The sequence below is a fragment of the Micromonospora sp. NPDC003944 genome, from assembly GCF_053605225.1.
This window is the reverse complement of record NZ_JBSGIV010000086.1, coordinates 1-22376: the sequence shown is the minus strand read 5'-3', so window position 1 is coordinate 22376 and position 22376 is coordinate 1. Positions and strand designations below refer to the sequence as shown.

The 22376-nt window shown below is 70.0% G+C and carries 18 protein-coding genes; 8 read left to right on the top strand and 10 right to left on the bottom strand.

Translation table 11 applies throughout. The features are described from left to right. Positions 1 to 1190 (top strand): non-reducing end alpha-L-arabinofuranosidase family hydrolase (locus ACWER9_RS28900; RefSeq protein WP_452304813.1); only part of this gene is annotated, 1190 nt, incomplete at its 5' end. Between the two features lie 65 nt (positions 1191 to 1255). On the opposite strand, the gene ACWER9_RS28895 is transcribed toward ACWER9_RS28900, so the two are convergent. Both ACWER9_RS28895 and ACWER9_RS28890 read right to left on the bottom strand, forming a co-directional pair. Then, a complete protein-coding gene (locus ACWER9_RS28895) occupies positions 1256 to 1762 on the bottom strand; it encodes a class I SAM-dependent methyltransferase (RefSeq protein WP_452304812.1) in 507 nt (168 codons plus the stop codon). Positions 1763 to 2062: 300 nt separating this feature from the next. Next, positions 2063 to 5293 (bottom strand): S8 family peptidase, encoded by a 3231-nt coding sequence (locus ACWER9_RS28890; RefSeq protein ID WP_452304811.1) that lies wholly within the window; start codon positions 5291 to 5293, stop codon positions 2063 to 2065. A 181-nt stretch (positions 5294 to 5474) separates the two neighbouring features. Here ACWER9_RS28890 and ACWER9_RS28885 point away from each other — a divergent pair, with 181 nt between their 5' ends. Both ACWER9_RS28885 and ACWER9_RS28880 read left to right on the top strand, forming a co-directional pair. After that, entirely contained in the window at positions 5475 to 5975 is a 501-nt protein-coding gene (locus tag ACWER9_RS28885; RefSeq protein ID WP_452304810.1) for a sigma-70 family RNA polymerase sigma factor, read from the top strand. Next, the gene (locus ACWER9_RS28880; RefSeq protein WP_452304809.1) at positions 5968 to 6663 is read left to right on the top strand and encodes a hypothetical protein; all 696 of its coding nucleotides are present in this window, start codon (positions 5968 to 5970) and stop codon (positions 6661 to 6663) included. The genes ACWER9_RS28885 and ACWER9_RS28880 overlap by 8 nt, the downstream gene beginning before the upstream one ends. A 55-nt stretch (positions 6664 to 6718) precedes the next feature. On the opposite strand, the gene ACWER9_RS28875 is transcribed toward ACWER9_RS28880, so the two are convergent. Further along, positions 6719 to 9070, bottom strand: coding sequence for a hypothetical protein (locus tag ACWER9_RS28875; RefSeq protein WP_452304808.1), 2352 nt, complete (start codon positions 9068 to 9070; stop codon positions 6719 to 6721). Between the two features lie 326 nt (positions 9071 to 9396). Further along, positions 9397 to 10059 (bottom strand): hypothetical protein, encoded by a 663-nt coding sequence (locus ACWER9_RS28870; RefSeq protein ID WP_452304807.1) that lies wholly within the window; start codon positions 10057 to 10059, stop codon positions 9397 to 9399. A 340-nt stretch (positions 10060 to 10399) separates the two neighbouring features. On the opposite strand from ACWER9_RS28870, the gene ACWER9_RS28865 reads away from it, so the two are divergent. The 4 genes from ACWER9_RS28865 to ACWER9_RS28850 all read left to right on the top strand — a co-directional run bounded on the left by ACWER9_RS28865 (position 10400) and on the right by ACWER9_RS28850 (position 15852). Continuing rightward, positions 10400 to 11458 carry a HupE/UreJ family protein gene (locus ACWER9_RS28865; protein WP_452304806.1) on the top strand — a complete coding sequence of 353 codons (1059 nt, stop codon included), beginning with the start codon at positions 10400 to 10402 and terminating at the stop codon, positions 11456 to 11458. Positions 11459 to 11601: 143 nt separating this feature from the next. Next, positions 11602 to 13581, top strand: coding sequence for a fibronectin type III domain-containing protein (locus ACWER9_RS28860; protein ID WP_452304805.1), 1980 nt, complete (start codon positions 11602 to 11604; stop codon positions 13579 to 13581). 91 nt (positions 13582 to 13672) lie between these two features. Next, on the top strand, positions 13673 to 14740 hold the full coding sequence (locus ACWER9_RS28855; RefSeq protein ID WP_452304804.1) for a WxL protein peptidoglycan domain-containing protein: 1068 nt from the start codon (positions 13673 to 13675) through the stop codon (positions 14738 to 14740). Between the two features lie 140 nt (positions 14741 to 14880). Further along, the gene (locus ACWER9_RS28850) at positions 14881 to 15852 is read left to right on the top strand and encodes an NADP-dependent oxidoreductase (protein ID WP_452304803.1); all 972 of its coding nucleotides are present in this window, start codon (positions 14881 to 14883) and stop codon (positions 15850 to 15852) included. 4 nt (positions 15853 to 15856) lie between these two features. Here ACWER9_RS28850 and ACWER9_RS28845 read toward each other — a convergent pair whose 3' ends face one another. From ACWER9_RS28845 to ACWER9_RS28820, 6 genes are all read right to left on the bottom strand, one after another. After that, positions 15857 to 16447, bottom strand: coding sequence for an HAD family hydrolase (locus ACWER9_RS28845; protein WP_452304802.1), 591 nt, complete (start codon positions 16445 to 16447; stop codon positions 15857 to 15859). Positions 16448 to 16463: 16 nt separating this feature from the next. After that, complete coding sequence (locus tag ACWER9_RS28840) at positions 16464 to 17720, bottom strand: RNA polymerase sigma factor (protein WP_452304801.1); 1257 nt, start codon at positions 17718 to 17720, stop codon at positions 16464 to 16466. Positions 17721 to 17722: 2 nt separating this feature from the next. Further along, complete coding sequence (locus ACWER9_RS28835) at positions 17723 to 18070, bottom strand: YciI family protein (protein ID WP_452304814.1); 348 nt, start codon at positions 18068 to 18070, stop codon at positions 17723 to 17725. Between the two features lie 107 nt (positions 18071 to 18177). Further along, entirely contained in the window at positions 18178 to 19332 is a 1155-nt protein-coding gene (locus ACWER9_RS28830) for a low temperature requirement protein A (protein WP_452304800.1), read from the bottom strand. 138 nt (positions 19333 to 19470) lie between these two features. Beyond that, entirely contained in the window at positions 19471 to 20526 is a 1056-nt protein-coding gene (gene trpS, locus ACWER9_RS28825; RefSeq protein ID WP_452304799.1) for a tryptophan--tRNA ligase, read from the bottom strand. 267 nt (positions 20527 to 20793) lie between these two features. Next, the gene (locus tag ACWER9_RS28820) at positions 20794 to 21264 is read right to left on the bottom strand and encodes a PRC-barrel domain-containing protein (protein WP_452304798.1); all 471 of its coding nucleotides are present in this window, start codon (positions 21262 to 21264) and stop codon (positions 20794 to 20796) included. Between the two features lie 180 nt (positions 21265 to 21444). Between ACWER9_RS28820 and ACWER9_RS28815 the strand changes: the two genes are divergently transcribed. Beyond that, positions 21445 to 21699 (top strand): SCO4848 family membrane protein, encoded by a 255-nt coding sequence (locus ACWER9_RS28815; protein WP_452304797.1) that lies wholly within the window; start codon positions 21445 to 21447, stop codon positions 21697 to 21699. The last annotated feature ends 677 nt before the right edge of the window (positions 21700 to 22376 follow it).

Sequence of the window (22376 nt, the reverse complement as noted above, 5' to 3'; positions counted from 1 at the left end):
TCGACGTCTCGGGCTTCTCGACCGCCAACGGCGGCAGCATCGTGCAGTGGAGCGACACCAACGGCACCAACCAGCAGTTCCGGTTGGCCGACTCGGACAGCGGCTACGTCCGGTTGATCAACCGGAACAGCAACAAGGTGATGGAGGTGCAGGGCGCCTCGACCGCCGACGGCGGCAACATTGTGCAGTACGACGACTGGAACGGCGCGAACCAGCAGTGGCAGTTCGTCCGCGTCGACGGTGGCACCACGCCCCCGACGACGACCCCGCCGCCGAGCGGCACCTGCGACCTTCCCTCGACGTACCGCTGGTCGTCGACGGGTGCGTTGGCGCAGCCGAGGTCGGGTTGGGTGTCGTTGAAGGACTTCACCGTCGCCCCGTACAACGGCCAGCAGTTGGTCTACGCCACCACCCACGACTTCGGGTCCAGCTGGGGTTCGATGAACTTCAGCCTCTTCACCAACTACTCGCAGATGGCCTCGGCCAGCCAGAACGCGATGAACTCCGGCACCGTCGCGCCGTCGTTGTTCTACTTCGCCCCGCGCAACATCTGGGTGCTCGCCTACCAGTGGGGTGGGCCGGCGTTCTCGTACCGGACCTCGTCCGACCCGACCAACCCGAACGGCTGGTCGTCGCCGCAGACGTTGTTCAGCGGAAGCATCACCGGCTCGGGCACCGGCCCGATCGACCAGGCGGTCATCGGTGACGGTACGAACATGTACCTGTTCTTCGCCGGTGACAACGGCAAGATCTACCGGGCCAGCATGCCGATCGGGAACTTCCCGGGCAGCTTCGGCTCGAACTACACGACCATCATGAGTGACACCACGAACAACCTGTTCGAGGCCGTGCAGGTCTACAAGCTGCAGGGCCTGAACAAGTACCTCATGATCGTCGAGGCGATCGGTTCGCAGGGCCGCTACTTCCGCTCGTTCACGGCCACCAGCCTGGGTGGTTCGTGGACGCCGCAGGCCACGTCCGAGAGCAACCCGTTCGCGGGCAAGGCCAACAGCGGCGCCACCTGGACCAACGACATCAGCCACGGTGAGCTGCTGCGCACCAGCGCCGACCAGACCATGACCGTCAACGCGTGCAACCTGCAACTGCTCTACCAGGGCCGTTCTCCCAGCTCCGGCGGTGACTACGGCCTGCTGCCGTACCGGCCGGGTCTGCTGACCCTGCAACGCTGACCCACTGTGATCAAGCTCGACTGACCGGAACGGGCGGGCTCGGCGTCACGCCGAGCCCGCCCGGCTCACTGTGCCCGGTGCATGTTCGAGCCCGCGCCGGGCGTGCCGGTGACGCAGGTCAGCACGTGGCCCTGACCACGGGTGGCGCTCGACGTGGTCGTGGCGAAACCGTGGGTTTCGAGAAGTAGTTCGGTCGCGGTGAGGTTCGCGGTGGCGTGCGCGGCGGTGGGTCGTTCGCCGAAGACGTAGAGCCGTCCTCCGGGCGTTAGCAGGCTTCGCATCCGGGCGATCTGCTGCGCCGCGTCGCCCAGCCAGAAGAGGCTGACGTTCACCGCAAAGATCTTGGTGAAGTGGCCGGTCGGAAGGTCGGCCGACTCGAAGCCGGCACGTCTGATCTCGGCCCTGCCGGCGTCGATGTGGCCCAGGTTCCGTTGGGTCGCGAGCCGCACCATCGTCGCGGCGCGGTCGATGGCGACGATGCGGCCGCTCGTGAGGTGGTCGGCGACCAGGGACACCGCCGCTCCCCGACCGCAGCCGATCTCCAGCACCTGGTCGTCGGGTGCGACAGCCATCCTCTCCACCGCCCAGCGCTGCCGATGGGCGGCCACCACCCGAATCGGTTCGCTCGCCGCTGGTGTCGTGCTCGGGCCGGACGAACCCGCATCGCGGGTCGAAAGAGTGGACCTCACGACGTCACCCGCCGGTGCCTGCTCTGCTCACGCCTCTGATTCCACCCTCTCAGCGGAGTCGGTGCACCGTGTCCTCGGTCACCGCGCCCGATCGGTGGGTACGACAGCGGTAGGTCCACCGCCATCGAGGTCCGGAACCGGGGTGGCGGCCACGGGAGCCGCCACCCCGGATCGGGTGGTGCGTCAGGCGATCCGATAGGCCCGCTGGATCGTCTGCGTGACCGTGTTGCCGGCAGTGTCGGTGGCCGTCAGGCGTAGCGAGACGAACCCGGCCCGCTTCGGATGGCTGACGACAGCGACGTCCCGGAGCACCGGCACCGCAGCCCAGGTCCGGCCGTCGTCGAACGACGCGGACACGTTGAGCTGCCGGTTCGGCGCGGCCTTCGAGCCGGCCTGCCGGTCCAGCGTCACCGGGATCGCCGTGATCCGGCCCGCCCGTGCCGTGTTGGTCTGGTCGAGCACGGGCGTCGGACGAGCAGTCGTCAGGGGCAGCCGCTCCGGCGACGTGGTGTGCGCGGAGGTGAAGGTCCAGGCCACCGTGACCGACGTCGACAGGGTGTCCGGGGTGCTCCGGGTGGTGGTTGCCTCCAGACGGTAGGTGGCCTTGCCAGGGGGCACCGCGAACTCGGCCCACGGGCTGTCCGAGGTGCCGATCTCCTTGCCGTCGCGCAGCAGCCTGACCCGCACCGGCTGGTCGTCGCGGCTCGCCGGGCGGCCGCTCGCGTCGCCGAACAGGGGCAGCGAGGCGAGCGAGATGGTGTCGCCGTCGCGGCCCGCGTACCCCAGAGGCGACAGCGTCGGCGCCTGGGCCACGGTGGGCCCGAAGGGTGCGTTGTTCCAGGTCTGCGCGTACGAGCGGCCCGCCGTGAAGGTCGAGTCCTGCGTGGTGGAGTTGTCCCCCTCGACGAACGTGGACGTCCAGACGATGCCGCCGTCGGTGTTGTAGTACTCGGTGCCCGTGAACGGCAGGTCGACAGGGGTGTTCGACCCGATCGGGCCCGCGCCGCCGGGCGCCGACGCGCGGTGGAACCGGGTGGCCGTCGTCGTCGTGGACTGGCTCCGGTAGGTCGTCCGGACGGTGGCGAGGTTCTTCGGTGACAGCGTCCGGGTGAGGCCGGTGAACATGTCGCCCTTGCCGACGTACGCCAGGTCGTAGGTGTAGGGGCTGTTGCGGAAGGTGCGGTCCTTGCCCGGCCGGGCGAGCCCGACGCCAAGCGTCGCGGTGAACTCGGGTGCGGCGACGGCGGGCCCGAGCCGGCCGAAGAAGACGTCGCCGAAGGACACGCCGCTGAGCTGGACTCCCGGGTAACGCATGCCGTCGTCCCAGTTGGCGCTCACGTTGACCGAGGTCGGCGCGGCGTCACGCTGCGGCACCGTCACCGCGACCGGTTTGGCGGTGCGGGCGTCGACCGCCTCGGTGACCGGGCCGCGTACGTCCAGAACCGGCTGTGCGAGCAGGGTCGACGCGTTCCCCTCGTGGATCGTGCTGTACAGCGCGTAACGCCCCCTGGGCAGCCGCAGCACGCCACCGCCAGGTGTCGTGGCGAGGGTGCTGAACTCGCCGGTGGTCAGGTTCGCCGCCACCGTCGTGTACTCGGTGGCCGGCTTGCCGTCCCGCCCGGTGTGGTTGAGCCGTACGTCGTAGCTCTCGATCTCCCGGTTCAACACGAAGGGTGTCCGTACCCGCAGGTCGCCGGCGCCGGTCGCGGTCAGCGCCCCCTGGTAGACGCCGTCCGGGGCGTCCACCCGGGTGTCCACCGTGATCGTCGCCTCGGCGCGGCCACCGGCCGGCACCACGAGCGTGGTCGGGCTGACGGTGAGCATGCCGGCCGGGGCCGGAGCGACGGCGAGCGTCAGGGTGACCGGCGCGGTGCCCGTGTTGCGGTAGCCGACGACCTGGGTGATCGGGCTGTCGTCGGCGTGCGGCCAGCGCTGCACCGGAAAGTCGATGGCGGCGACGTCGGCGGCGACCGGCTGGGCGACCGCGCGGGCGATGTCGACCCGACCGGCGCCCTGCTCGTAGATGGTGTCCTCGCCGGTCGGCTTGGCCGAGCCCATCAGCGCCGCCTTGAGCTGCGGGCCGGTCCAGTCCCGGTGCTGCCCGGCGAGAATCGCGGCGGTCCCGGCCACGTGCGGAGTCGCCATCGACGTACCCGACATGGTGGCGTAGTCACCACCGGGAGCGGCGGCCACGATGTCGACGCCCGGCGCGCTGATCTCGGGCTTGATGTGGTTGTCGCCGACGCGCGGGCCCCGGCTGGAGAAGTACGCCCGCCTGTCGTCGGCGTCCACGGCGGCGACGGCGAGCGCGTCGTCGGCGGAGGCCGGCGAGGAGACCGACTTCGGCTTCCCCTCGTTGCCCGCCGCGACCACGAAGAGGGTGCCGTACCTGCGGCTCAGCTCCTGGACCGCCGTCTCCAGCGGGTCGAGACCTGGCGCATCGTCGCCACCCACGCTGAGGTTGACCACCCGGGTCTGCGGCGCGAGCCACTGCATCCCGGTGATGATGTCCGAGTCCTGGCACTCGGTGGTGGCGCAGACCTTGCCGACGAGCAGCTTCGCCCCCGGCGCCACCCCGCGATACCTCCCGCCGGAGGCGGCGCCGCTGCCGACGATCGTCGACGCCACGTGGGTGCCGTGGCCGACCGCGTCGCTGCTGTCGTTGCCGCCGGTGAAGTCCCGGACCTCGGTGAGGTGCCCGGCGAAGTCGGGGTGGCCGGCGTCGATCCCGGTGTCCAGCACGCCGACGGTGACGCCGGTGCCGTCGAAACCGGCCTGCCACGCCGCCGGGGCGCCGATCTGCGGCACGCTGCGGTCGAGGGAGACCTCGCGCTTGCCGTCCAGCCAGATCTGGGTGACCCCCTCGGTGAGGGTGCGCGCGGCCGGCGTACCGCGGGTCAGCGACGCCCAGAGCGTCACCCGGTCGTCCCGGTCCGCGCGGACCGCGAGCGCGTGCGCGGCCGGAAGGTCGGCCCGCACCCGCCCGGCACCCCCGGTGGTCGCGGCCCGTGCCCGCGTCGCCATCTTCTCGGGGTACGCGACAAGCAGCGGCAACTCGGCCGCCCGGTCGTCGTAGCCGAACCTGCCGAGCGTGGTGAGGTCGAACAGGCGTCGGTCGAGCCGCCCGTCCCGCACCAGCGGCATCGCGTCGACCGGGATGACGTACTGGTGACCGTCTTCCCGACTGCTCACGAACCGCATGGTGGCCCGACCCGGCCCGCGCTGGATCTGTGGGCGACCCGCCGCGTCGAGCGACACCCGGTCCCCGGTGATCAGAGTGAAGGTCCCGGACGTGCCGGGCACTGTGGTCGCCGGCCTCTCCTGCGCGGTCGCCGGTTGGGCGGCCAGGCCCGCCGCGACCAGCGCGGTCGTGAGTACGCCGGCTGTCAGGGCGCGTCGTTGCCGTCGTCGCACATCATCCTCTCCGCCGCGGGCGTCTCCCGGGTCGGCACGATGACGCCTGGACCGCTCGTTAGGTTGATCACTCTGGTGTGACGCGGGCCACAATGTCACCCCGCGCCGACGTGACAGGTCCACCCGGGCGAGTTCCATGCGGCGGTGACCAGGGGACGAGGCGTTGGAGGGCACCGGTCGGATGCGTGATGCCGAAGAGTTCGACGCCCTCTACACGGCCTGCGCGGGTCGGGTCGTGGGTCACGTGTACGCGCTCACCGGCAACCGCGCCGAGGCCGAGGACGCTGTCGCCGAGGCGTTCATGCGGGCCTGGCAGCGGTGGCGGACGGTGCGGGAGGCGGACAGTCCCGAGGCGTGGGTGCGCCGGGTGGCCTCCCGGATCGCGGTGAGCAGTTGGCGCAAGGCGTTCAACCGGGTACGCGCACACCGCCGGGCCGCTGTCGACCAGGGCGTGCCCGGCCTGAACGAGGACCACGTCGCACTGTTGCAGGCGCTGCAACGGTTGAGTGCCAACGAGCGGCGGGCCGTGGTGCTGCACCATCTCAACGACCTCAGCGTCGCGGAGGTGGCAGCCGAGATGCAGGCCCCCGTCGGCACGGTGAAGACGTACCTCGCCCGTGGTCGGAGAGCGATGGCCGGGTTGCTTACCGATGCGCACCAGGAGGAGACCTCCCATGGCTGATCCGCGCGACGACCTCACGGCGATCGTGGACGAGGTCCGGCGAGTCACCACGCTGCCCGGGGCGCAGACGTTGCGGCACCGCAGCGACAGGCGGCGTCGACGTCGGGCCGTCGTCGGCGCGGCGGGGCTGGCCGTGGTGGCCGTCGCCGCCGGCACCGCTCTGTCGCAGGTGCGGAACACCGGCGAGACGCCGGATGTCGGCCCGGCCAGCCAGGTCGCGCCGTCCGTGGTCCCGTCCCCGACCACATCGGCGGGACCGCAGGAGATCCTCGGCGGTCAGCGGCAGGTCCGGATCACGCTGCCCGGCATGCGCGGGGCCACGTTGGCGGTCGACCGGGACGGCGACCAGGTGCGGGCCACCACCGAACAGGGAATCGACGATCGGGCGCTGTGGGTGCTACGCCCCGAGGGCGACAGGTACCGGATCGTCCTGTCGTCCGGTGCCGGCGCGGTCTGCATGACCGTCGTGCACGATGCCGCGCCGGGCAGCGTACGTGGCCGGGCGTGTGCGGCGGCCGCCTCGACGCAGCTCTTCCGGATCGACCAGGTGCCGGACGGCAGTTACTCGATCTTTCAGGGCAAGCGCTACGTCCAGGTGGTCGACGGCACCAACGCCCTGGTCCCCGACCTGCCCGAGGGGCTGACCACCACGTACGAGTTCGAGGACGAAGGGCCGGCCCCACGCTGAGCGCGGGACCGGCCCTGTCACGTTCGTTCCGGTCGGGGGGACGACGCGGTTTCGACTACTGCGCGTTCGGGTTGAGTTTCGGAGGGCGCGGGTTAAATGTCGGCGGGCGCGGGAGCCAGACCATCCTGTCGACCGTGACGGCGGCCGAGGTGACGGTGGTCGAGGTGTAAGTGTCCCGGTTGGCCGTGACAGCGACCGTCAGCCGCTGCCCGAGCAGTGCCGCAGGGATCGTGAAGGTCGAGCCGTTCGCGTTCCCGATCTCGACGCCGTTCGCCGACCACTGGTACGAGTAGCGCTCCGCGCTTGGCGTCCATTCGCCCGGGTCCACCGTGACGGTGCCGTGGACCGCCACCGTGCCGCTGATTGTGGGTGGCCGGACCGACTGCAGCGGCGGGGGCGGGGGCGGGCCGATCGTGAACGCGTTGGCCAGGACCAGCGGCTTGAGCGTCCCGTACGGGTGCAGGGTCAGGGTGGCCGGACCGAGCACCGCCTGGCTGAGATCCACCTCGACGGTGAGCGCCCTGCGGTCCGCCGAGACCGTCTTCACCCAGGCCCGGATCGGCACCGTGCGGTAGGGGCTCACCTCGACCCTGTCGTCCTGGTGCAGGTAAGTCCCGTGGATGGTGATCGTCCTCAGGCCACCGGCCGGCACGGTGCCCGGAGCGACGGATGCGACAGTGGTGACAGCGTTGGCGACCGCGAACCGGTGGTCCTTGAACGTCCGGGACCAAATGCCGTCGGCTCTGAGCCGGAGAACCCTCAGACGGTGGGCGCCCTCGGCCGTCGGCGTCCAGGTCACCTGTGCGGTGCCGTCGGCGCGGGCCGGGACGTTCACGTACGGCCCGCTGTTCATCGAGTATTGGTAGCCCACGGTGTCGGGCAGGTACGAGCTGAAGGTGAAGGTGCCGGTGGCCAGTCGGCCGCTGCCGTTCTCCGGGAACTCGACGGAACTGACCTGCGGCTCGTCCGTCGTCGTCCAGACCTGATGGCCCTCCGCCGTCTGCACGCCGGCGGCGTTACGGGCGATGACGCTCACGTAGTTGTGGCCGATCACCATCGTGCGGAAGCTGAAGGTGACCTTGCCGTTGGCCGCCGGACGGAGAACCTGTTTCGTGCTGTCGTCGTCGTTGAGCGTCGCCACGTAGTCGACGATGTCGGCCATCGAGCTGCGCGCGGTGAAGGTGGACGAGGTGCCGGCCGCGGTGCTGCCGGCGCGGGTCACGGTCGGTGCCGCACCGTCGACCGAGATTGGCAGCCAGCGAGGGGTGGACAGGGTGCCGTCCGCGCTCCGGCTCTGGATCCACAGGCCGTCGACGCGGGTCTCGATGGCGGTCCAGACGAGGTCGGCGCTGCCGTCCGGCCGGGCTGGCACCGTGGTCGTCACCACCGGCCGCTGGTCACCGCGCGGGTATTCCGGCCAGTACAGGTACTCCACCACCTGCGGCGCGCGCGGGGCGAGGTGGATGGTGAGCGAGGAACCGATCGTCACCTGCCCACGCGTGTCACCGGTGAGAACCGGGGCGTCGTCCACCGCGAACGTATAGGCGCGCGGGACATGCGCGGTGCCGTCGTGGGTGACGCTGTGCACGTACAGGGTCTGCCGGCCGCCACGGGTCGGGGCGATCATCGCCGTCGCCTTCCCGCTGCCATCCGCCGGCACGGTGCCGGACGGCCCGCCCTCGTCGATCCGCCACACGAAGGACGCCGTGTCGGCGACGGTGGCCCGGAACTCGAACGCGCCGGGTACGCCGACGTTGTAGTCCTGGTTCGGCAGGTACGTCGGGTATGCGGCGGAGAAGACCTCCGGTCGGGTCTCCTTGACGTAGAACGGGTGAGAAGCCGACTCGGACCTGTTTCCTGCGCGGTCGACGGCATGGACCGTCAGTGAGTGGTAAGTGGCAGCCTTGGGCGTGAACGTGACGACCGCCGGCCCTCCGAGGCCGTCAGCATCGACAGTGGATTCCTTGTACTCGTCAGGCAGTTCGCTCGAGTGGAACTTGTAGAGGTAGCTGACGGTGTCGGCGGAGGCCGAGGTCAGGGTGAACGTGCCGGGGACACCGATCGCGCCACTGCGGGCCCCACCGCTGGGGTAGTCGGTCGAAGTGACCGTTGGTGCCGGGCCTCCGCTGCGGTCGACGGTGAAGTAGCACGTGTTGCTCCACGGCGAGGCGTCCGCGCCGTCGAGGACACGCACCCGCCAGGCGTACGTGACGCCGTCGAGCTGCTGCGACTCGTCCTCGAGTTGGACGTAGACGATGGTGCCCCCCTCGCCCATCTCGCGGAGCCACTGCTGCGGTCGTGCCGGGTCGGTGACGTCCCACACCTGGAAGTCGGCCTGCCGTCCGCTCCGTGGCGTACCGCTGTGGGTGCCCTGTAGCGAGACGGCCCCGGCCATGTTGAGGCGCATCGGGCTGAGATACGGCCCTGGGGCGGCGCTGGCGCAGGGAGTACCGGCGGTCGTGAGATCTGTCGGTGCGCTCGCCGCCGCGATGGCGGTGGCGGAGGTGAGCCCCACTGCCGCGCCGCAGACGAGCGTCACGGCGATGCCAAGCGACACCATCCGTCGGTGAATGCGCGAAGCGGTACCCAAACCCTGCCTCCACTACCGGTCCCGATCATGATCAATCGGTAGAGGATCGCACGCCGGACCGATCCACGGCAGCTCGCCTTTCCGGCCCGAAGATCAGCCGAACGGATGCGCGACCGGGCTACCCGCGTGAGGGCCCTCCGGTGTCAGAGCCAGACCACGATCCCGGTGAGGTCGTTGAGGACGGCTGCCACTCCCGCCCGGATGGCGGCCGCGCAACGGTCGGCGGTGAACGAGTTCGGGTCGTACGTCGAGGACGCCCCGAGCCCTTCGCCTCGGAACGACGCGCCGTCCCAGTCGACGGCCGTGACGTTGTGGGTGGGCTCGGCCAGCTCCGCGCCCACCACCAGGAACTTCTCATCCAGGTGGCTCGGGGTGACAAGCGCGAGGGGGTCAATGAGGTCGTTGCCCGCGCTGACGATGAGATCCGGACCCATCTCCATGGCCTTGACGATGCTGGGAACGGCGTCGTGCGCGTTGCCGACGACGATCGTCCGGAGATCGACGTGCTCGTCGTCCGCCCATTCCTCGACCGCCGTCACGAGGGCCTTGGTGGGCGCGTCACCGCCGGCGGTCAGCAGGACGGCCCGGTAGTCCTTGGGCGGGTGGACGCCGGCCCACGAGCCGGGCTGCGGGGTGATCGTCGCCTCCGGTGCCGGCTTCGTGGACGGATCGACGAACCCCGGGCCGAGAGTGCCGATGGCGCTGGGTGTCGGGCGCGGCTGGGACCAGTCGGCGCTGGAGTTGCAGGCGGTGACCAGCGCGGCGGTCGCGGCCAGCATGGCGACGGCCCGAAGCGGGGGGCGCAAGGTGATCGTCCTCCGGGTGGTGGCGGAAAGTGCGCGTACTTCCTCGTATTCCTATCTCAGTTTCGGTCGCCGGTAATCGGTGGGCGGTCGCTCCGGGTTTTTGTTCTCCAGCGGTTCGTCGGTGCGCGGGTTGGTGTTCACCCACGACATGCAACGTGCACTGGCCAACCGAGGGAGTCGAATGTTAGGCCGCATCCGCCGTACCGTTATCGTCGCCGCTGTCGGTTTCGCCGCAGCGGTGGTTCCCTTTCTGGGTGCCCAACCGGCGTCCGCGCACGGCTTCTCGTCGACTGTGTACACGAAAATTGCATCGGGAGACGAGGGTCACATTCGAACCGACGTGGAACTCGAATACGACCTCCTCGTCGTGTCCGCCGCGGATGCCGGTGACGACGACCCGCTCTTCCAGGCGGGAACCGCCGCGTTCGAGGCGGGCGACACCGCCGCCCAGGCCGCCGCCCTGAAGAGGCACGTGACCGCGGTCCTGAGGTACGTCTCCGACCGGTTCTCGGTGGCGTCCCGAGGTGCGGCCTGCCTCCCGACCCAGGTGGGTGACGCGACGATCGGCGAGCGGGAGGGGGTGCCGTACGCGGACCTGCTGCTCGACTGGACCTGCCCCGAGCGGGTGGACGAGCACGTGGTGCGCAGCGGTCTGTTCCCGGACGGCGAGGGGTACGTAAAGGGCACGAAGACGATCGTCACGTACGAGATCGACGGCCGTTCGGGCAGCGCGGCGCTCGACGCGGCGAACCCGTCCTTCTCGACCGGGCAGGCCTGGTACCAGCGGTTCGGCGAGTTCTTCCTGCTGGGTGCCGAGCATCTGCTGACCGGGATCGACCACATCCTGTTCCTGCTGGCCCTCATTGCGGGGTCGCGGCGGCTCCGGGAGATCGTGCTCGCGGCCACCAGCTTCACCTTGGCGCACTCGGTGACGTTCATGCTCGCCGCGCTCGGCCTGGTCGAGGTGCCGGGGGCGGTCGTGGAGCCGGTCATCGCGCTGTCGATCGCCGTTGTGGCCGGCTGGCACCTGTGGGGGATCTGGCGGCGCGGTGAGCACGCGGTCGACCTGGACACGGCCGGGCACGGGCACCTCAGCCTGGATCGCGCCGGCTGGATCCGGCTCGGTGTGGTGTTCTGCTTCGGCCTCGTGCACGGCCTCGGTTTCGCTGGCGCGCTGGGCATCGACGAGGCGTGGTCGTGGACCCTGCTGTGGTCGCTGCTGGTGTTCAACGTCGGCATCGAGGTCGTTCAGTTGACGATTATCGCTGTCGTCTTCCCGCTGTTGTTCGTGCTGCGCCGTCGTGCGCCGAAAGCGGGTCTCTGGGTGACCGGGGTCGTATCCGCAGCCGTGTCCATTATGGGGTTGATCTGGTTCGTGCAGCGCGTTTCTGGATCATGAGTAAGGCTAAGTAGTTCGTGAAGTGCAGTCTTTCGCAAGATCACGTTCATGGTTGGTTCATCGGGCGGCGAAACCGTGGAATCGCTTCCCCAGCGTCGGGTGAAGGCACATCCATTTCTCTATTTGAAAAGGGAACAATGTCGATGACATTGAGCACCTCGACACGGGCCTCCGCGCTCGTGCGGCGGCGCCTGGTCGCCGGGGTCGCAGCCGGCTTCCTGGGAATGGGCGCGGCCCTCGGTAGTGGCCTGATGGCCACCGCGAGCGCGGCCGAGTCCACCACGATCAGCAGCGTGATCCTCGGCGTCGGCGCCAACGAGACCCAGCGCATCGTGACCTGGTACTCCTCGGCCGACACCGCCCAGAAGATCCAGCTCGCCCCGACCGCCGAGATCGTCAACGGCGAGTTCCCGGCCAGCGCGATCAGCTTCGACGCCGTCGGTGCGGCGAACACCTCCACCACCGGGTTCAACCGGCACGCCACGATCAGCAACCTGCGCGAGAAGACGGCGTACTCGTACCGGGTCGGCGCCGAGGGCAGCTGGTCCCCGACGTACGCCTTCAAGACGCAGGACTTCGAGGGCGACTACGACTTCCTGTTCTTCGGCGACCCCCAGATCGGCTCCTCCGGTGACCGGCTCAAGGACCAGGCCGGCTGGGAGGACACCCTGAAGGTCGCCACCGCGGCCAACCCGAACGCGGAGCTGCTGGTCTCCGGCGGCGACCACGTCGAGTCCGCGAACGACGAGGGTCAGTGGACCTCGTTCATGGCTCCCGACCAGCTGCGGCAGTACCCCGTGGTCGCCACCATCGGCAACCACGACGTCGGCGGCAAGTCCTACGAGCAGCACCACTTCACCCCGAACACCGACCGCACGGCCCCGTACTACGACAACGGGAACCCGGCGGGCACCAAGTCCGGTGGCGACTACTGGTTCGTCTACAAGGACGTGCTGTTCATCGACATCAACAGCAACAGCTACAAGCTGCCGACCGACGGCAGCAACGCCGGCGACGCCGCGCACGTCGCGTACATCACCGACGTGGTGAACAAGCACGGCTCCGAGGCCAAGTGGAAGGTGCTTGTCTACCACCACTCCATCTACTCGCCGGCCAGCCACGCGACCGACGCCGACAACAAGCAGCGTCGGGAAGACTTCACCACGGCCTTCTCGAACCTCGGCATCGACATGGTGCTGCAGGGCCACGACCACAGCTACTCGCGCAGCTACTCCATCAAGAACGGCCAGAAGGAGAACCCCGCCGAGAAGCCGGGTGCCGCCGACGTGTTCCCCGGGCCGGGTGGCGTCATCTACGTGACCGCCAACTCGGCCTCCGGCTCGAAGTACTACGACATCAAGAAGCCGGACGCCACCGGCACCGGCATCAAGGGCAACGGCCCGGACCCGCTGGACCCGAACAAGTACTGGTACAACTCGGTGCAGAACCAGGAGCACGTGCGCAGCTACGTCAAGGTGCAGGTGCGCGGCGACAAGCTGGTCCTGGCGAACGTGCGCAGCGGCACCTGCGCGGCGCCGAACGCGTCCGTCGAGAACGGCTCCTCCTGCGTCAACACCCCCGAGGGTCAGCCGGTCGGCTCGATCGTCGACAACGTGACCGTGCACCCGTTCCACGGTGACGGCCAGGCCATCCAGGTCAACGTGCCGAACCCGGCTCCGGGCGAGTTCGGCTGGACGATCGACGGCTACAACGGTCTTGTCGACCTGGGTACCGCGCAGGAGCGCGACGGCACCTACTTCCAGGCCAACGGCAAGATCAACCCGATTCTCGTGTCGGACAGCCGCCGCTCGCTCGCCCCGTGGTCGATCTCGGCGAACGTCGGCGACTTCTCCGACGCCGACAAGACGTTCTCCGGCTCCTACCTCGGCTGGAACCCGTACGTGCTCGACGCCGGCGCGGGCGCCGAGGCCGGTGCCCCGGTCCTGTCGTCCTACGACGACCAGGGCAAGGGCCTCTCGGTCTCCAGCGGGCTCGCCGCGGCCGCGCAGGGTCACCCGCGTGGCGGCGCCAAGCTCGGCGCTGACCTGGACCTGAAGATCCCGGACAGCATCGCGAAGGGCAGCTACCGCACCACCCTCACGATCACTGCGCTGAGCAGCTGACCGAACAGTTCCATGCGGGCGGGGTAGGCACCTTCGGGGCCTACCCCGCCACCCATGTGCACTCCTCCCAAGATCACCCCAAGGAACCGACATGTACCCGTCCGTAACGCGCTGGAAGACACGCCTCCGTACGACCGCACTCTCCCTGCTCGCCGTCGTCGCGGCCGTCGGTGTCGGTGCCGGTCCCGCCCTGGCCGCAGACGGCAACGTCGCCTGGACGGTCCGGACGGCCTCCAACGGCTACGGCGAAGCCCGGTCCAGCTACAGCTACAACGTCAACCCGGGCGGTGCCGTCGAGGACGCCATGGTCGTCGCCAATCGCGGCCCGGCGCCGCTGACCCTCGCCGTGTACGCGGCGGACGGCTTCACCACCGACGCCGGCCAACTCGACCTGCTCACCAAGGACAAGAAGTCGGTCGCGATCGGCGCCTGGGTGAAGGCGAACGCCGGTAGCGTCGTGGTCCAGCCCGGCAAGACCGCGCAGGTTCCCTTCAGGGTCAGCGTCCCGGAGAACGCCACGCCCGGTGACTACGTCGGCGGCATCCTCACCACGCTGACCCAGGCCGACCAGGCCGAGGGGATCAACGTCGACCGGCGCCTCGGTATCCGGATCAAGCTGCGGGTGGGCGGCGAGCTGAAGCCGAACCTCGCGATCGAGAACCTGCACGTGACGTACGACGGACCGACGAACCCGTTCAGCAAGGGTGACGCCACCATCACCTACAAGGTCCACAACGTCGGAAACGCGGCCCTGTCCGGTAACCAGGCGGTGACGGTCTCCGGTCCGTTCGGCCTGCTGCGGGTACGCGCCGGGGACGTCGCCGCGCCGCCGGAACTGCTCCCGGGCGAGAGCTGGGACGTGACGGTGCCCGTACACGGGGTGGCTCCCACCATCGCGCTGGCCGCGACAGCGACCCTGACACCCCTGCTCACCGACGCCTCGGGCTCCACCACCTCGCTCAAGCCGGTGCAGGTCACCGCGCACGGCTGGGCCCTGCCCTGGATGCTGGTGCTGGTGCTCGTCGTGCTGATCGCCGTGCTCGTCGGGGCGTACCTGTACCGGCGCCGCAGCCGGGCGCAGCGCAAGGTGCGCGAGGACGCCCGCGTACGCGACGCCGTGGAGCAGGCGCTGCGTGGCCCGGAGCCGCAGACCTCCTGATCGCCACCCGGCCACGCCCGGCGCGTCCGCCCAGCCAGGGCGTTCGTCCTTGTGGGTGAACGACGCTCGGCCCCGGGTCACGCCTGTGCCCCAGCCGGCATGCTGCGAGACGGTGACGCCGGCGCGGAGAGGGAATCCACATGGTTGACGGGGATCTGCCAGATCGGATGCAGGCAGCGGCCTTCGACGAGTTCGGCGGCCCGGAGGTGATCACCCTGCGGAAGCTGCCGATCCCGCAGGTCGCCGACGACGAGGTGCTGATCAAGGTCTGGAGCGCCGGTGTCGGGGTGTGGGACGTGTACGAGCGCGAGGGCGTGCTGGTGCCGGAGGGCTCGGCGCTTCCGATCGTGCCCGGCTCCGACGGTGCCGGGACCGTCGTCGCGGCTGGCAACAAGGTGACGAACGTGGGGGTGGGTGACCTGGTCTACGTCTCCGCGAGCACGCGACCCAAGGGTGGCTTCTACGCCGAGTACGCGTCGGTCCGGTCCGAGTACGCGGCGAAGGTGCCCGATGGTGTGCCCGTCGAGCACGCGGGTGCCATGCCCACCGACGCGCTGACCGCGCTGGCCGGGCTCGACACGCTCAGCCTGTCCGCCGGCGCCTGGCTGCTGATCTTCGGTGCGAGCGGCGGCCAGGGCCACCTGGCCGTGCAGTTGGCGAAGCGGCAGGGGCTGAACGTGGTCGCCGTGGCGTCCGGGGCGGACGGCGTCGCGTTGGTGACCCGGCTCGGCGCCGACGTGTCCCTCGACGGCCACGGCGACATGACCGACGTACTGGTCCGGATCCGCGACGCGGCACCGGGTGGGGTGAACGGCATCCTGGCGATGGCCGGCGGCGCGACGCTGGACCGACTCACCGAGACGCTCGCCGAGGGCGGCGTGGTCGCGTTCGCCCATGGCGTGCAGCCCGAGCCGCAGGAGCGGCAGGGCGTCACGGTACGCGCGTACGACGGCGAATCGAGCTCTCGACAGTTGCAGCGCCTCAACGAACTCATCGAGGCGGGGCCGTTCGTGGTGCACGTCGCGGAGACGTTCCCCCTGGGCAAGGTGCGGGATGCGCACGAGCGCCTACAGACGTCCTACGCCGGCAAGCTCCTGCTGACGGTGGCCTGAGACCTCAGGACGTGCGCTGCTGCGGCACGCGTACCGAAGCCATGCCGGCCGCCGTCGCGGCCTGGATGCCCAGGTCGGTGTCCTCGAAGACCAGGCAGGACTCCGGGGGTACGCCGAGCTGCTCCGCCGCGAGCAGGAACGCTTCCGGGTCAGGCTTGGCCCGGGTGTAGTCGTCGGCGCAGACCAGCACGTCGAACCGGTCCAGCAGGCCGAGCGCGTCCAGGGAGGCGGTGACCGACGCGCGGGTGCTGCCGGAGACGACGGCGAACGGGACCCGCCGGTGGGCGTCGTGGATGTGCGCCAGCACCTCGGGCACGGCGGCGAGCTGCGGCAGCAACTCCTGGTAGTACCCCTCCCGGCGCTCCACGACGGCCGCCACCGGCATGGCCAGACCCTGCTGCTCGTTCAGGGCGACGATGATGTCGGCGGTCGGCCGCCCACCCCAGGCGTAGAAGAGGTCCTCCGGGAACTCGCAGCCCCACTCCTGAAGGGCCCGCTGCCAGGCCAGGTAGTGCAGCGGCATCGAGTCGACGATGGTGCCGTCGCAGTCGAACAGGTACGCGGCGAACGGCCCGGGAGGCAGCGGCAGACTCACCCGGGAAGGGTACAGCTCACTCGCCCGTGACGGCTTTCAGCTGGCCGAGCAGGTACGCGCGCTCCGGTTCGGTCCCGACAAGCGTCAGCGCGTCGCGGTACGCGGCCGCGGCCTCGTCGTGGCGGCCGAGCCGGCGCAGCAGGTCGGCCCGCGCCGCCTGATAGGGGTGGTGGCCACGCAGGCGCGGCTCGTCGGCCAACTCGTCGAGCAACGCGAGCCCCGCCTCCGGCCCGTCCCGCATGGCAACCGCGGCGGCCCGGTTGAGCGCGACGACCGGGGAGGGTACGAGCTGGAGCAGCACGTCGTAGAGCGCCACCACCTGCGCCCAGTCGGTGCTGGCCACGTCGGCGGCCTCGTCGTGCAGCGCGGCGATGGCGGCCTGCACCCCGTACGGACCGGGCGCCCGGCCGGTCAGCGCGGTCACCACCAGGCCGCGCCCCTCCTCGATCATCTGACGGTCCCAGAGCCCTCGATCCTGGTCGTCGAGGAGGATCATGGCCCCGTCCGGCGCGGTACGGGCGGCACGTCGGGCGTGGACCAGCAGCATCAGACCGAGCAGCCCGGCGACCTCCCGCTCGGCCGGCAGCAGCCGACGCAGGATCCGGCCCAACCGGATGGCCTCCTCGGCCAGGTCGATCCGTTGCAGGTCCGGGCCGGAGCTGGCCGCGTACCCCTCGGTGAAGACCGAGTAGACCGCCTGGAGCACGGTGGGCAGCCGACCGGGCAGCTCGTCGGGGCCCGGCACCCGGAACGGGATGCGGGCGTCGCGGATCTTCCGTTTGGCCCGGACCAGTCGCTGGGCCATGGTGGCGGGAGGCACCAGGAAGGCCCGCGCCACCTCGGCCGTGGTGAGACCGGCCAGGAACCGCAGGGTGAGTGCTCCGCGATCCGGCGCGGCCAGGGCCGGGTGCGCACAGGTGAAGAAGAGCGCCAGCCGGTCGTCGGGCAGGTCCCGGTCCGCGTCGGCGGGCAGGGCGTGATCGGCCCGCTCAGCCTCCGCTTGCAGGACGGCGAGCCGGGTCGCCAGCACCCGGTCACGACGCAGCCGGTCCACCGCCCGACGCCGGGCCGTGGTGAGCAGCCACGCGCCCGGCCGGCTCGGAACTCCGTCGGTCGGCCAGTGCGTCAGCGCCGCCTCGATGGCCTCGGAAGTGACCTCCTCGGCCAGGTCGAGGTCGCCGAAGCGGCGCACGAGCGAGGCGAGCAGTCGGCCGCGTTCCTCCCGGAACACCGCCTCCACCGACGACCCGACGACTCCCTCCGCACCCGACACGGTCAGACCTTCATGTCGATCTCGGCGATCGGGCGGACCTGGACCGACCCGGTGCCGATGGCCCCGGGACTGCGGGCCGCCCACTCCAGCGCGGCGTCCAGGTCCGGCACGTCGATGACGTCGTACCCGCCGAGCAACTCGCGGGTCTCGGCGAACGGCCCGTCGGTGATCGTGCGCTCCCCGCCGGGGCCGACCTGCACCGTCGTGCAGGTGGTCAGGTCCTGCAACGGGTGCCCGGAGACCCAGACCCCGGCGTCCTTCATCTCCCGGTCGTAGCGGATCCAGTCCTCGAAGCTGCACCCGTTGTCGACGACCTCCCCGTCGACCATGGGGCTCATGAACAGCAGCATGTACTTCACGTCTCGGCTCCTCTCGGTACGGCGTGTCGCCGTACAGCATGACGACGATCAGAACCCGGCGATCTCGACACGGCGAGTCGGAATTCTCCGCCGGTGGTTCACGGCAGGAGTCGCTGCGCGGTCCCGGTCCGCTCGTCGCGCCGATCAATCCTTCGCTCGAACCACGTCACCCCGACCAGGAGGACGGTCAGCAGGGCGAGCGCCGCCAGCGGAGGCAGGGAACTGCCGACCGGCAGCAGGGCCAGCGGCAGCACGGCGACGACTACCTGCACCGGATAGATCGTCCAGAGGGTCAGTCGACGGAAGACCAACCTGCTGAGCAGGTAGACGGCCGCACCACCGTAGAGCGCGGTGGCCGCCTCCCAACCCAGTGGATCCGGATGCGAGTGCTCCTCGGTGAGCCGACCGATCACCTCCTCGATGCCGAGCGCGACATAGATGGCGCCGATGATCAACGGCGAGTGCCCGAGGCCGTACGCGTCGCCGGCGACGTCGCCGCGTCGCTCACCCGGCACGTTGCTGACGGCCTCCCGCGCGGCGGGCGCCAGCCGGTCGAAGTAGAGCCACCACAGACAGACCGTGCTGGCGAGACCGAGCAGCGCTGCGGCCACCGCCGCACTGACAGGTGCCATCGTCCGTGGTCCCGCGCCAGCGGAAATCAACGACTCACCCAGGGCGATGATGAGCACCAGGCCGAAGCGCTCGGTGAAGTGGCCCACGCTGCGCACCTGCCACGGCCGGAAGGCAGACGCGACCCGGGCACCACCGATGTCCACGAGCAGTGCGGCAGTCCAGAGCGCGGTCTGGGCCGCGCCGCCGAGCAGCGCTCCGCCGATCAGCGGAAACCACGCCAGTATCACCGGCGCGGTGAAGAAGCGCAGCGTCGAACGGAGCGGCTCGTCCGTCGTACTCACCCAGAACAGGATCACGAGCTGGACCGCCCGGCCGACGATGTAGGCAACGGCGAGTGCGAGCGGCGCGTCGACGAGCCCCGGGCCCTGTGTCCACGCGTCCGGCAACACCAGAGCGACCACGAAGATGGCCGCCATCGCGACCAGGGTGGCCGCGCGGACCAGGCCGACGTCCGCGCGCACGAGGTTCCCCACCCAGGTGTACGGCCCCCAGGAGTAGAGCAGCAGCAGGAGGAGGAGCAGCCCCTGGGCCAGGGTCAGCGCGGTCGGTGACCCAGCCATGAACGTGATGACCCTGGTGAGGGCGAAGACGAAGACCAGATCGAAGAAGATCTCGAACATCGTGGTCCGGTGCGTCTCCGCAACCGGTACCGGCCGAATGCTCGAAATCCCCCACATCTCCGCATTGTGCGTCACGGGGACGGGTGTTCTGGCCGACGCTTTCCCCCGGTCCCCCCGCCGAGCACCGGACGTCCGGCGTCACACCGTCTGCGTCCGGCGCCGGCTCCGCTCGGCCCGCCGTCGCACCTGCTGGTACGCGCCGGTCAGCCCCATCGCCCGGCGTACCTCGACCACGGTTCGGCGTACCTCCTCGCGGGTCCGTTCCGTACCCTCCACGATCAGCCGGTCGACCAGACCCCGGTCGGCTTCGATCTCCGCCCGACGTCGCCGGATCGGTTCCAGGAACCCCTCCAGCGCGACGATCAGCCGTTCCTTGACCTCCACGTCACCGACCCGGCCGGCCCGGTAGCGTCCGGCCAGGTCGTCGACCTCGTCGCGGTCCGGATTGAAGACCTCGTGGTACGCGAAGACCGGGTTCCCCTCGACCGTGCCCGGCACGTCGGCCCGCACCCGGTTCGGGTCGGTGTACATGCCGAGCACCTTGCGACGCACCGTCGCCGCGTCGTCGGAGAGCGCGATCGAGTTGCCCCGGCTCTTGCTCATCTTGGCGGCGCCGTCGGTCCCCACCAGGCTCGGTGTGTCCGCCGGAATCAGCTCGGGCACCGGGAAGACCGGGCTGTACAGGTGGTTGAACCGCCTGGCGATCTCCCTGGTCACCTCGACGTGTGCGGCGTTGTCCCGGCCAACCGGGACCACCTCGCCCTTGACGCAGAGGATGTCCGCTGCCTGGAGCACCGGATAACCAAGCAGCCCGTACGGCATCTCCTCCTTGCCGGCGTCACGGGCCATGTCCTTGAGCGAGGGAACCCGTTCCAGCCGAGGAACTGTCACCAGGTTCTGGAGCAGCGTGTTGAGATCGCCGACCTCGGGGATGGCCGACTGGAGGTAGAACGTGGCCCGGTCCGGGTCGACTCCGGCGGCGAGGATGTCGGTCACCATCTCACGGGCGTTGCCGGAGACCTGGTCGATGTCCTCGCGGCGGTTGCGAGTGGTGAGCATGTGCAGGTCGGCGATGATGAAGAAGCTCTCGTAGCGTCGGTGCAGCCGTACCCGGTTGGCGATGCTGCCGACGTAGTGGCCGAGGTGCAGGCGGCCGGTGGGCCGGTCGCCGGTGAGCATTCGTGCGACGGACATGGTGGTGCCTCTCGTAATCCGAAGGTGGGTCACGCGTGGGCGCGCGCCGACAGGGCTGGTTCAGCCCTGTCGGTCAGCGGGTCGGCTCAGCGAGCCGTCCGCCATCGCGCGCCGGCGCGGAACCGCAGACCACCGGCACGGAGGACGTTCAGAAGTTGCTCTCGGCCATCGCCGGAGCCGGTCCGGGTCGGGGAAACGGCACCGAGGCGCGAGCAGTCGACCACGTCGACCGCCTCTGGTGTGCCGTTACCCGTCCGGACCACGGCCTCAGATTACCCGCGGCATGGCGCCGGGAGGGGAGAGGTAGCTGTCGGCGTAGTAGCTGCCGACGCGTTCCCGGTACTCCTGGTCGGCCGAGCTCGGATCGAACGGGGGCGCGTCCTTGATCTGCTGTCGGGTCCGGTCGACGTGCACGACGCGTTCCTGGTGATCCACCCGGACCACCGTGCCGACCGGCAGCAACACCTTCTGGCCGAAGATCCACGGGCCGGTGTCCACCACCAGGTGTCCGGCGTCCGCCTCGTCGCTCGTCTCGTCGATGGTGCCGATCCGTCCGTCGCTCGCCTGCACCTCATAGCCGACGAGGTCGACAGGTGTGCCCGGGCCGGGGGCGTCCGGGCCATCGTGCCCACCCTGCTGGTCGTCAGGTGGAGTGACCGACGGCGTGGCCTGCGTGTATCCACCGGCCAGGGCGGACGGGTCACGCCAGGCCCAGGGGTTGAAGATCGAGGGTTGCATGGGGCACCTCCAGGGGACGGTCCTCAGCTGTCCCCCTTCGCAGTGCCCATCCCGCTGACGGCGGAAACAGCAGGCGACTCCCCATCGTGCGACACAGTTGGTGGGCTGACCGGGGTGTCGCAGTGCTTCGCGTCCGCGCCGACGGCCCGTTGAGCAGGTGCGCTGGCATACTCGGCTGCCATGGTGCTGTCGCGAGGGTGGAGTCTCTTCCTGGTCGGAGTCGGCGTCTGGACCTGGGTGATCTGGCCGAGGTTCGCGGTGGCCATCTGGCAGGACCCGGGGTCCTGGGCATCCGGCACGGTTGCGGACGGCGCACCCACGAGCTTCCTGTGGGTACACGCGCTGCTGATCGCCGCGTCGCTGGCGATCGGCACCACCGCCGGCGTCCTCGGCGTCCGGGCCTGGCTCGCAGCTCGCCGACGGCCGACCCCTTGAGTGCTGCCGCCGTTACCGAGTGCAGGTGGTGGCGCGGACCGCTGGCGGCGCTGCCTCCAGCCTCGGCGGCCTGACCTGCGGAAATCGTTCAGACCCGCGAATGTGACGCGCGCCGCTACCCGTGGATTTGACGATCAAACCCGCAGACGCGTAACTTTCTCTCTGCCAGCGCGGAACGGGGCAAACGGGACGAAAGTCCTAGAGCACCGGAACGACCTGGCAACCGGGTCAAGCAGGGGTTCGCTCCTGCCGGACACGGTCCGGGCGGGGCTAGCCGGATCGGCCGCGAGGCGGATTTGGTACGGCGAAGCCGACCGGGTAAGGTTCACGACCGGCAGGGCACCGGGCGCGACTGCGGGAAACCGCAGCGGCCGGTCTGCCGAATCCGACGACCTGACGCAGCGGCTCGCTGCTGCGTGAGTGCGCCGGCGCTGACCCGTACGAAGCATGACAGACCGGGACACACGGTTTGACACAGCCAAGACGGTGAGGTAACGTAGTAAAAGTGCCCGGCGCGAGAGCGACGGGGACACGGTACGGAAAAGCCCCGAGATGGGTGCCGCTGAGTGTGGTGCTTTGATCGGTGTGTGGTTGTTCTTTGAGAACTCAACAGGGTGCTTGTAAAGCCAGTGCCAATGATGATTTATACCCCGGACTGGTCGGTTCTTGTGACTGGC

Bases quoted from the DNA above. Each gene is read 5' to 3' on its own strand.
- ACWER9_RS28895 (WP_452304812.1), bottom strand. From the start codon at position 1,762: ATGGCTGTCGCACCCGACGACCAGGTGCTGGAGATCGGCTGCGGTCGG.
- ACWER9_RS28885 (WP_452304810.1), top strand. From the start codon at position 5,475: ATGCGTGATGCCGAAGAGTTCGACGCCCTCTACACGGCCTGCGCGGGT.
- ACWER9_RS28880 (WP_452304809.1), top strand. From the start codon at position 5,968: ATGGCTGATCCGCGCGACGACCTCACGGCGATCGTGGACGAGGTCCGG.
- ACWER9_RS28875 (WP_452304808.1), bottom strand. From the start codon at position 9,070: ATGCGCCTCAACATGGCCGGGGCCGTCTCGCTACAGGGCACCCACAGC.
- ACWER9_RS28860 (WP_452304805.1), top strand. From the start codon at position 11,602: ATGACATTGAGCACCTCGACACGGGCCTCCGCGCTCGTGCGGCGGCGC.
- ACWER9_RS28855 (WP_452304804.1), top strand. From the start codon at position 13,673: ATGTACCCGTCCGTAACGCGCTGGAAGACACGCCTCCGTACGACCGCA.
- ACWER9_RS28850 (WP_452304803.1), top strand. From the start codon at position 14,881: ATGGTTGACGGGGATCTGCCAGATCGGATGCAGGCAGCGGCCTTCGAC.
- ACWER9_RS28835 (WP_452304814.1), bottom strand. From the start codon at position 18,070: ATGCTGCTGTTCATGAGCCCCATGGTCGACGGGGAGGTCGTCGACAAC.
- ACWER9_RS28830 (WP_452304800.1), bottom strand. From the start codon at position 19,332: ATGTTCGAGATCTTCTTCGATCTGGTCTTCGTCTTCGCCCTCACCAGG.
- trpS (WP_452304799.1), bottom strand. From the start codon at position 20,526: ATGTCCGTCGCACGAATGCTCACCGGCGACCGGCCCACCGGCCGCCTG.
- ACWER9_RS28820 (WP_452304798.1), bottom strand. From the start codon at position 21,264: ATGCAACCCTCGATCTTCAACCCCTGGGCCTGGCGTGACCCGTCCGCC.
- ACWER9_RS28815 (WP_452304797.1), top strand. From the start codon at position 21,445: ATGGTGCTGTCGCGAGGGTGGAGTCTCTTCCTGGTCGGAGTCGGCGTC.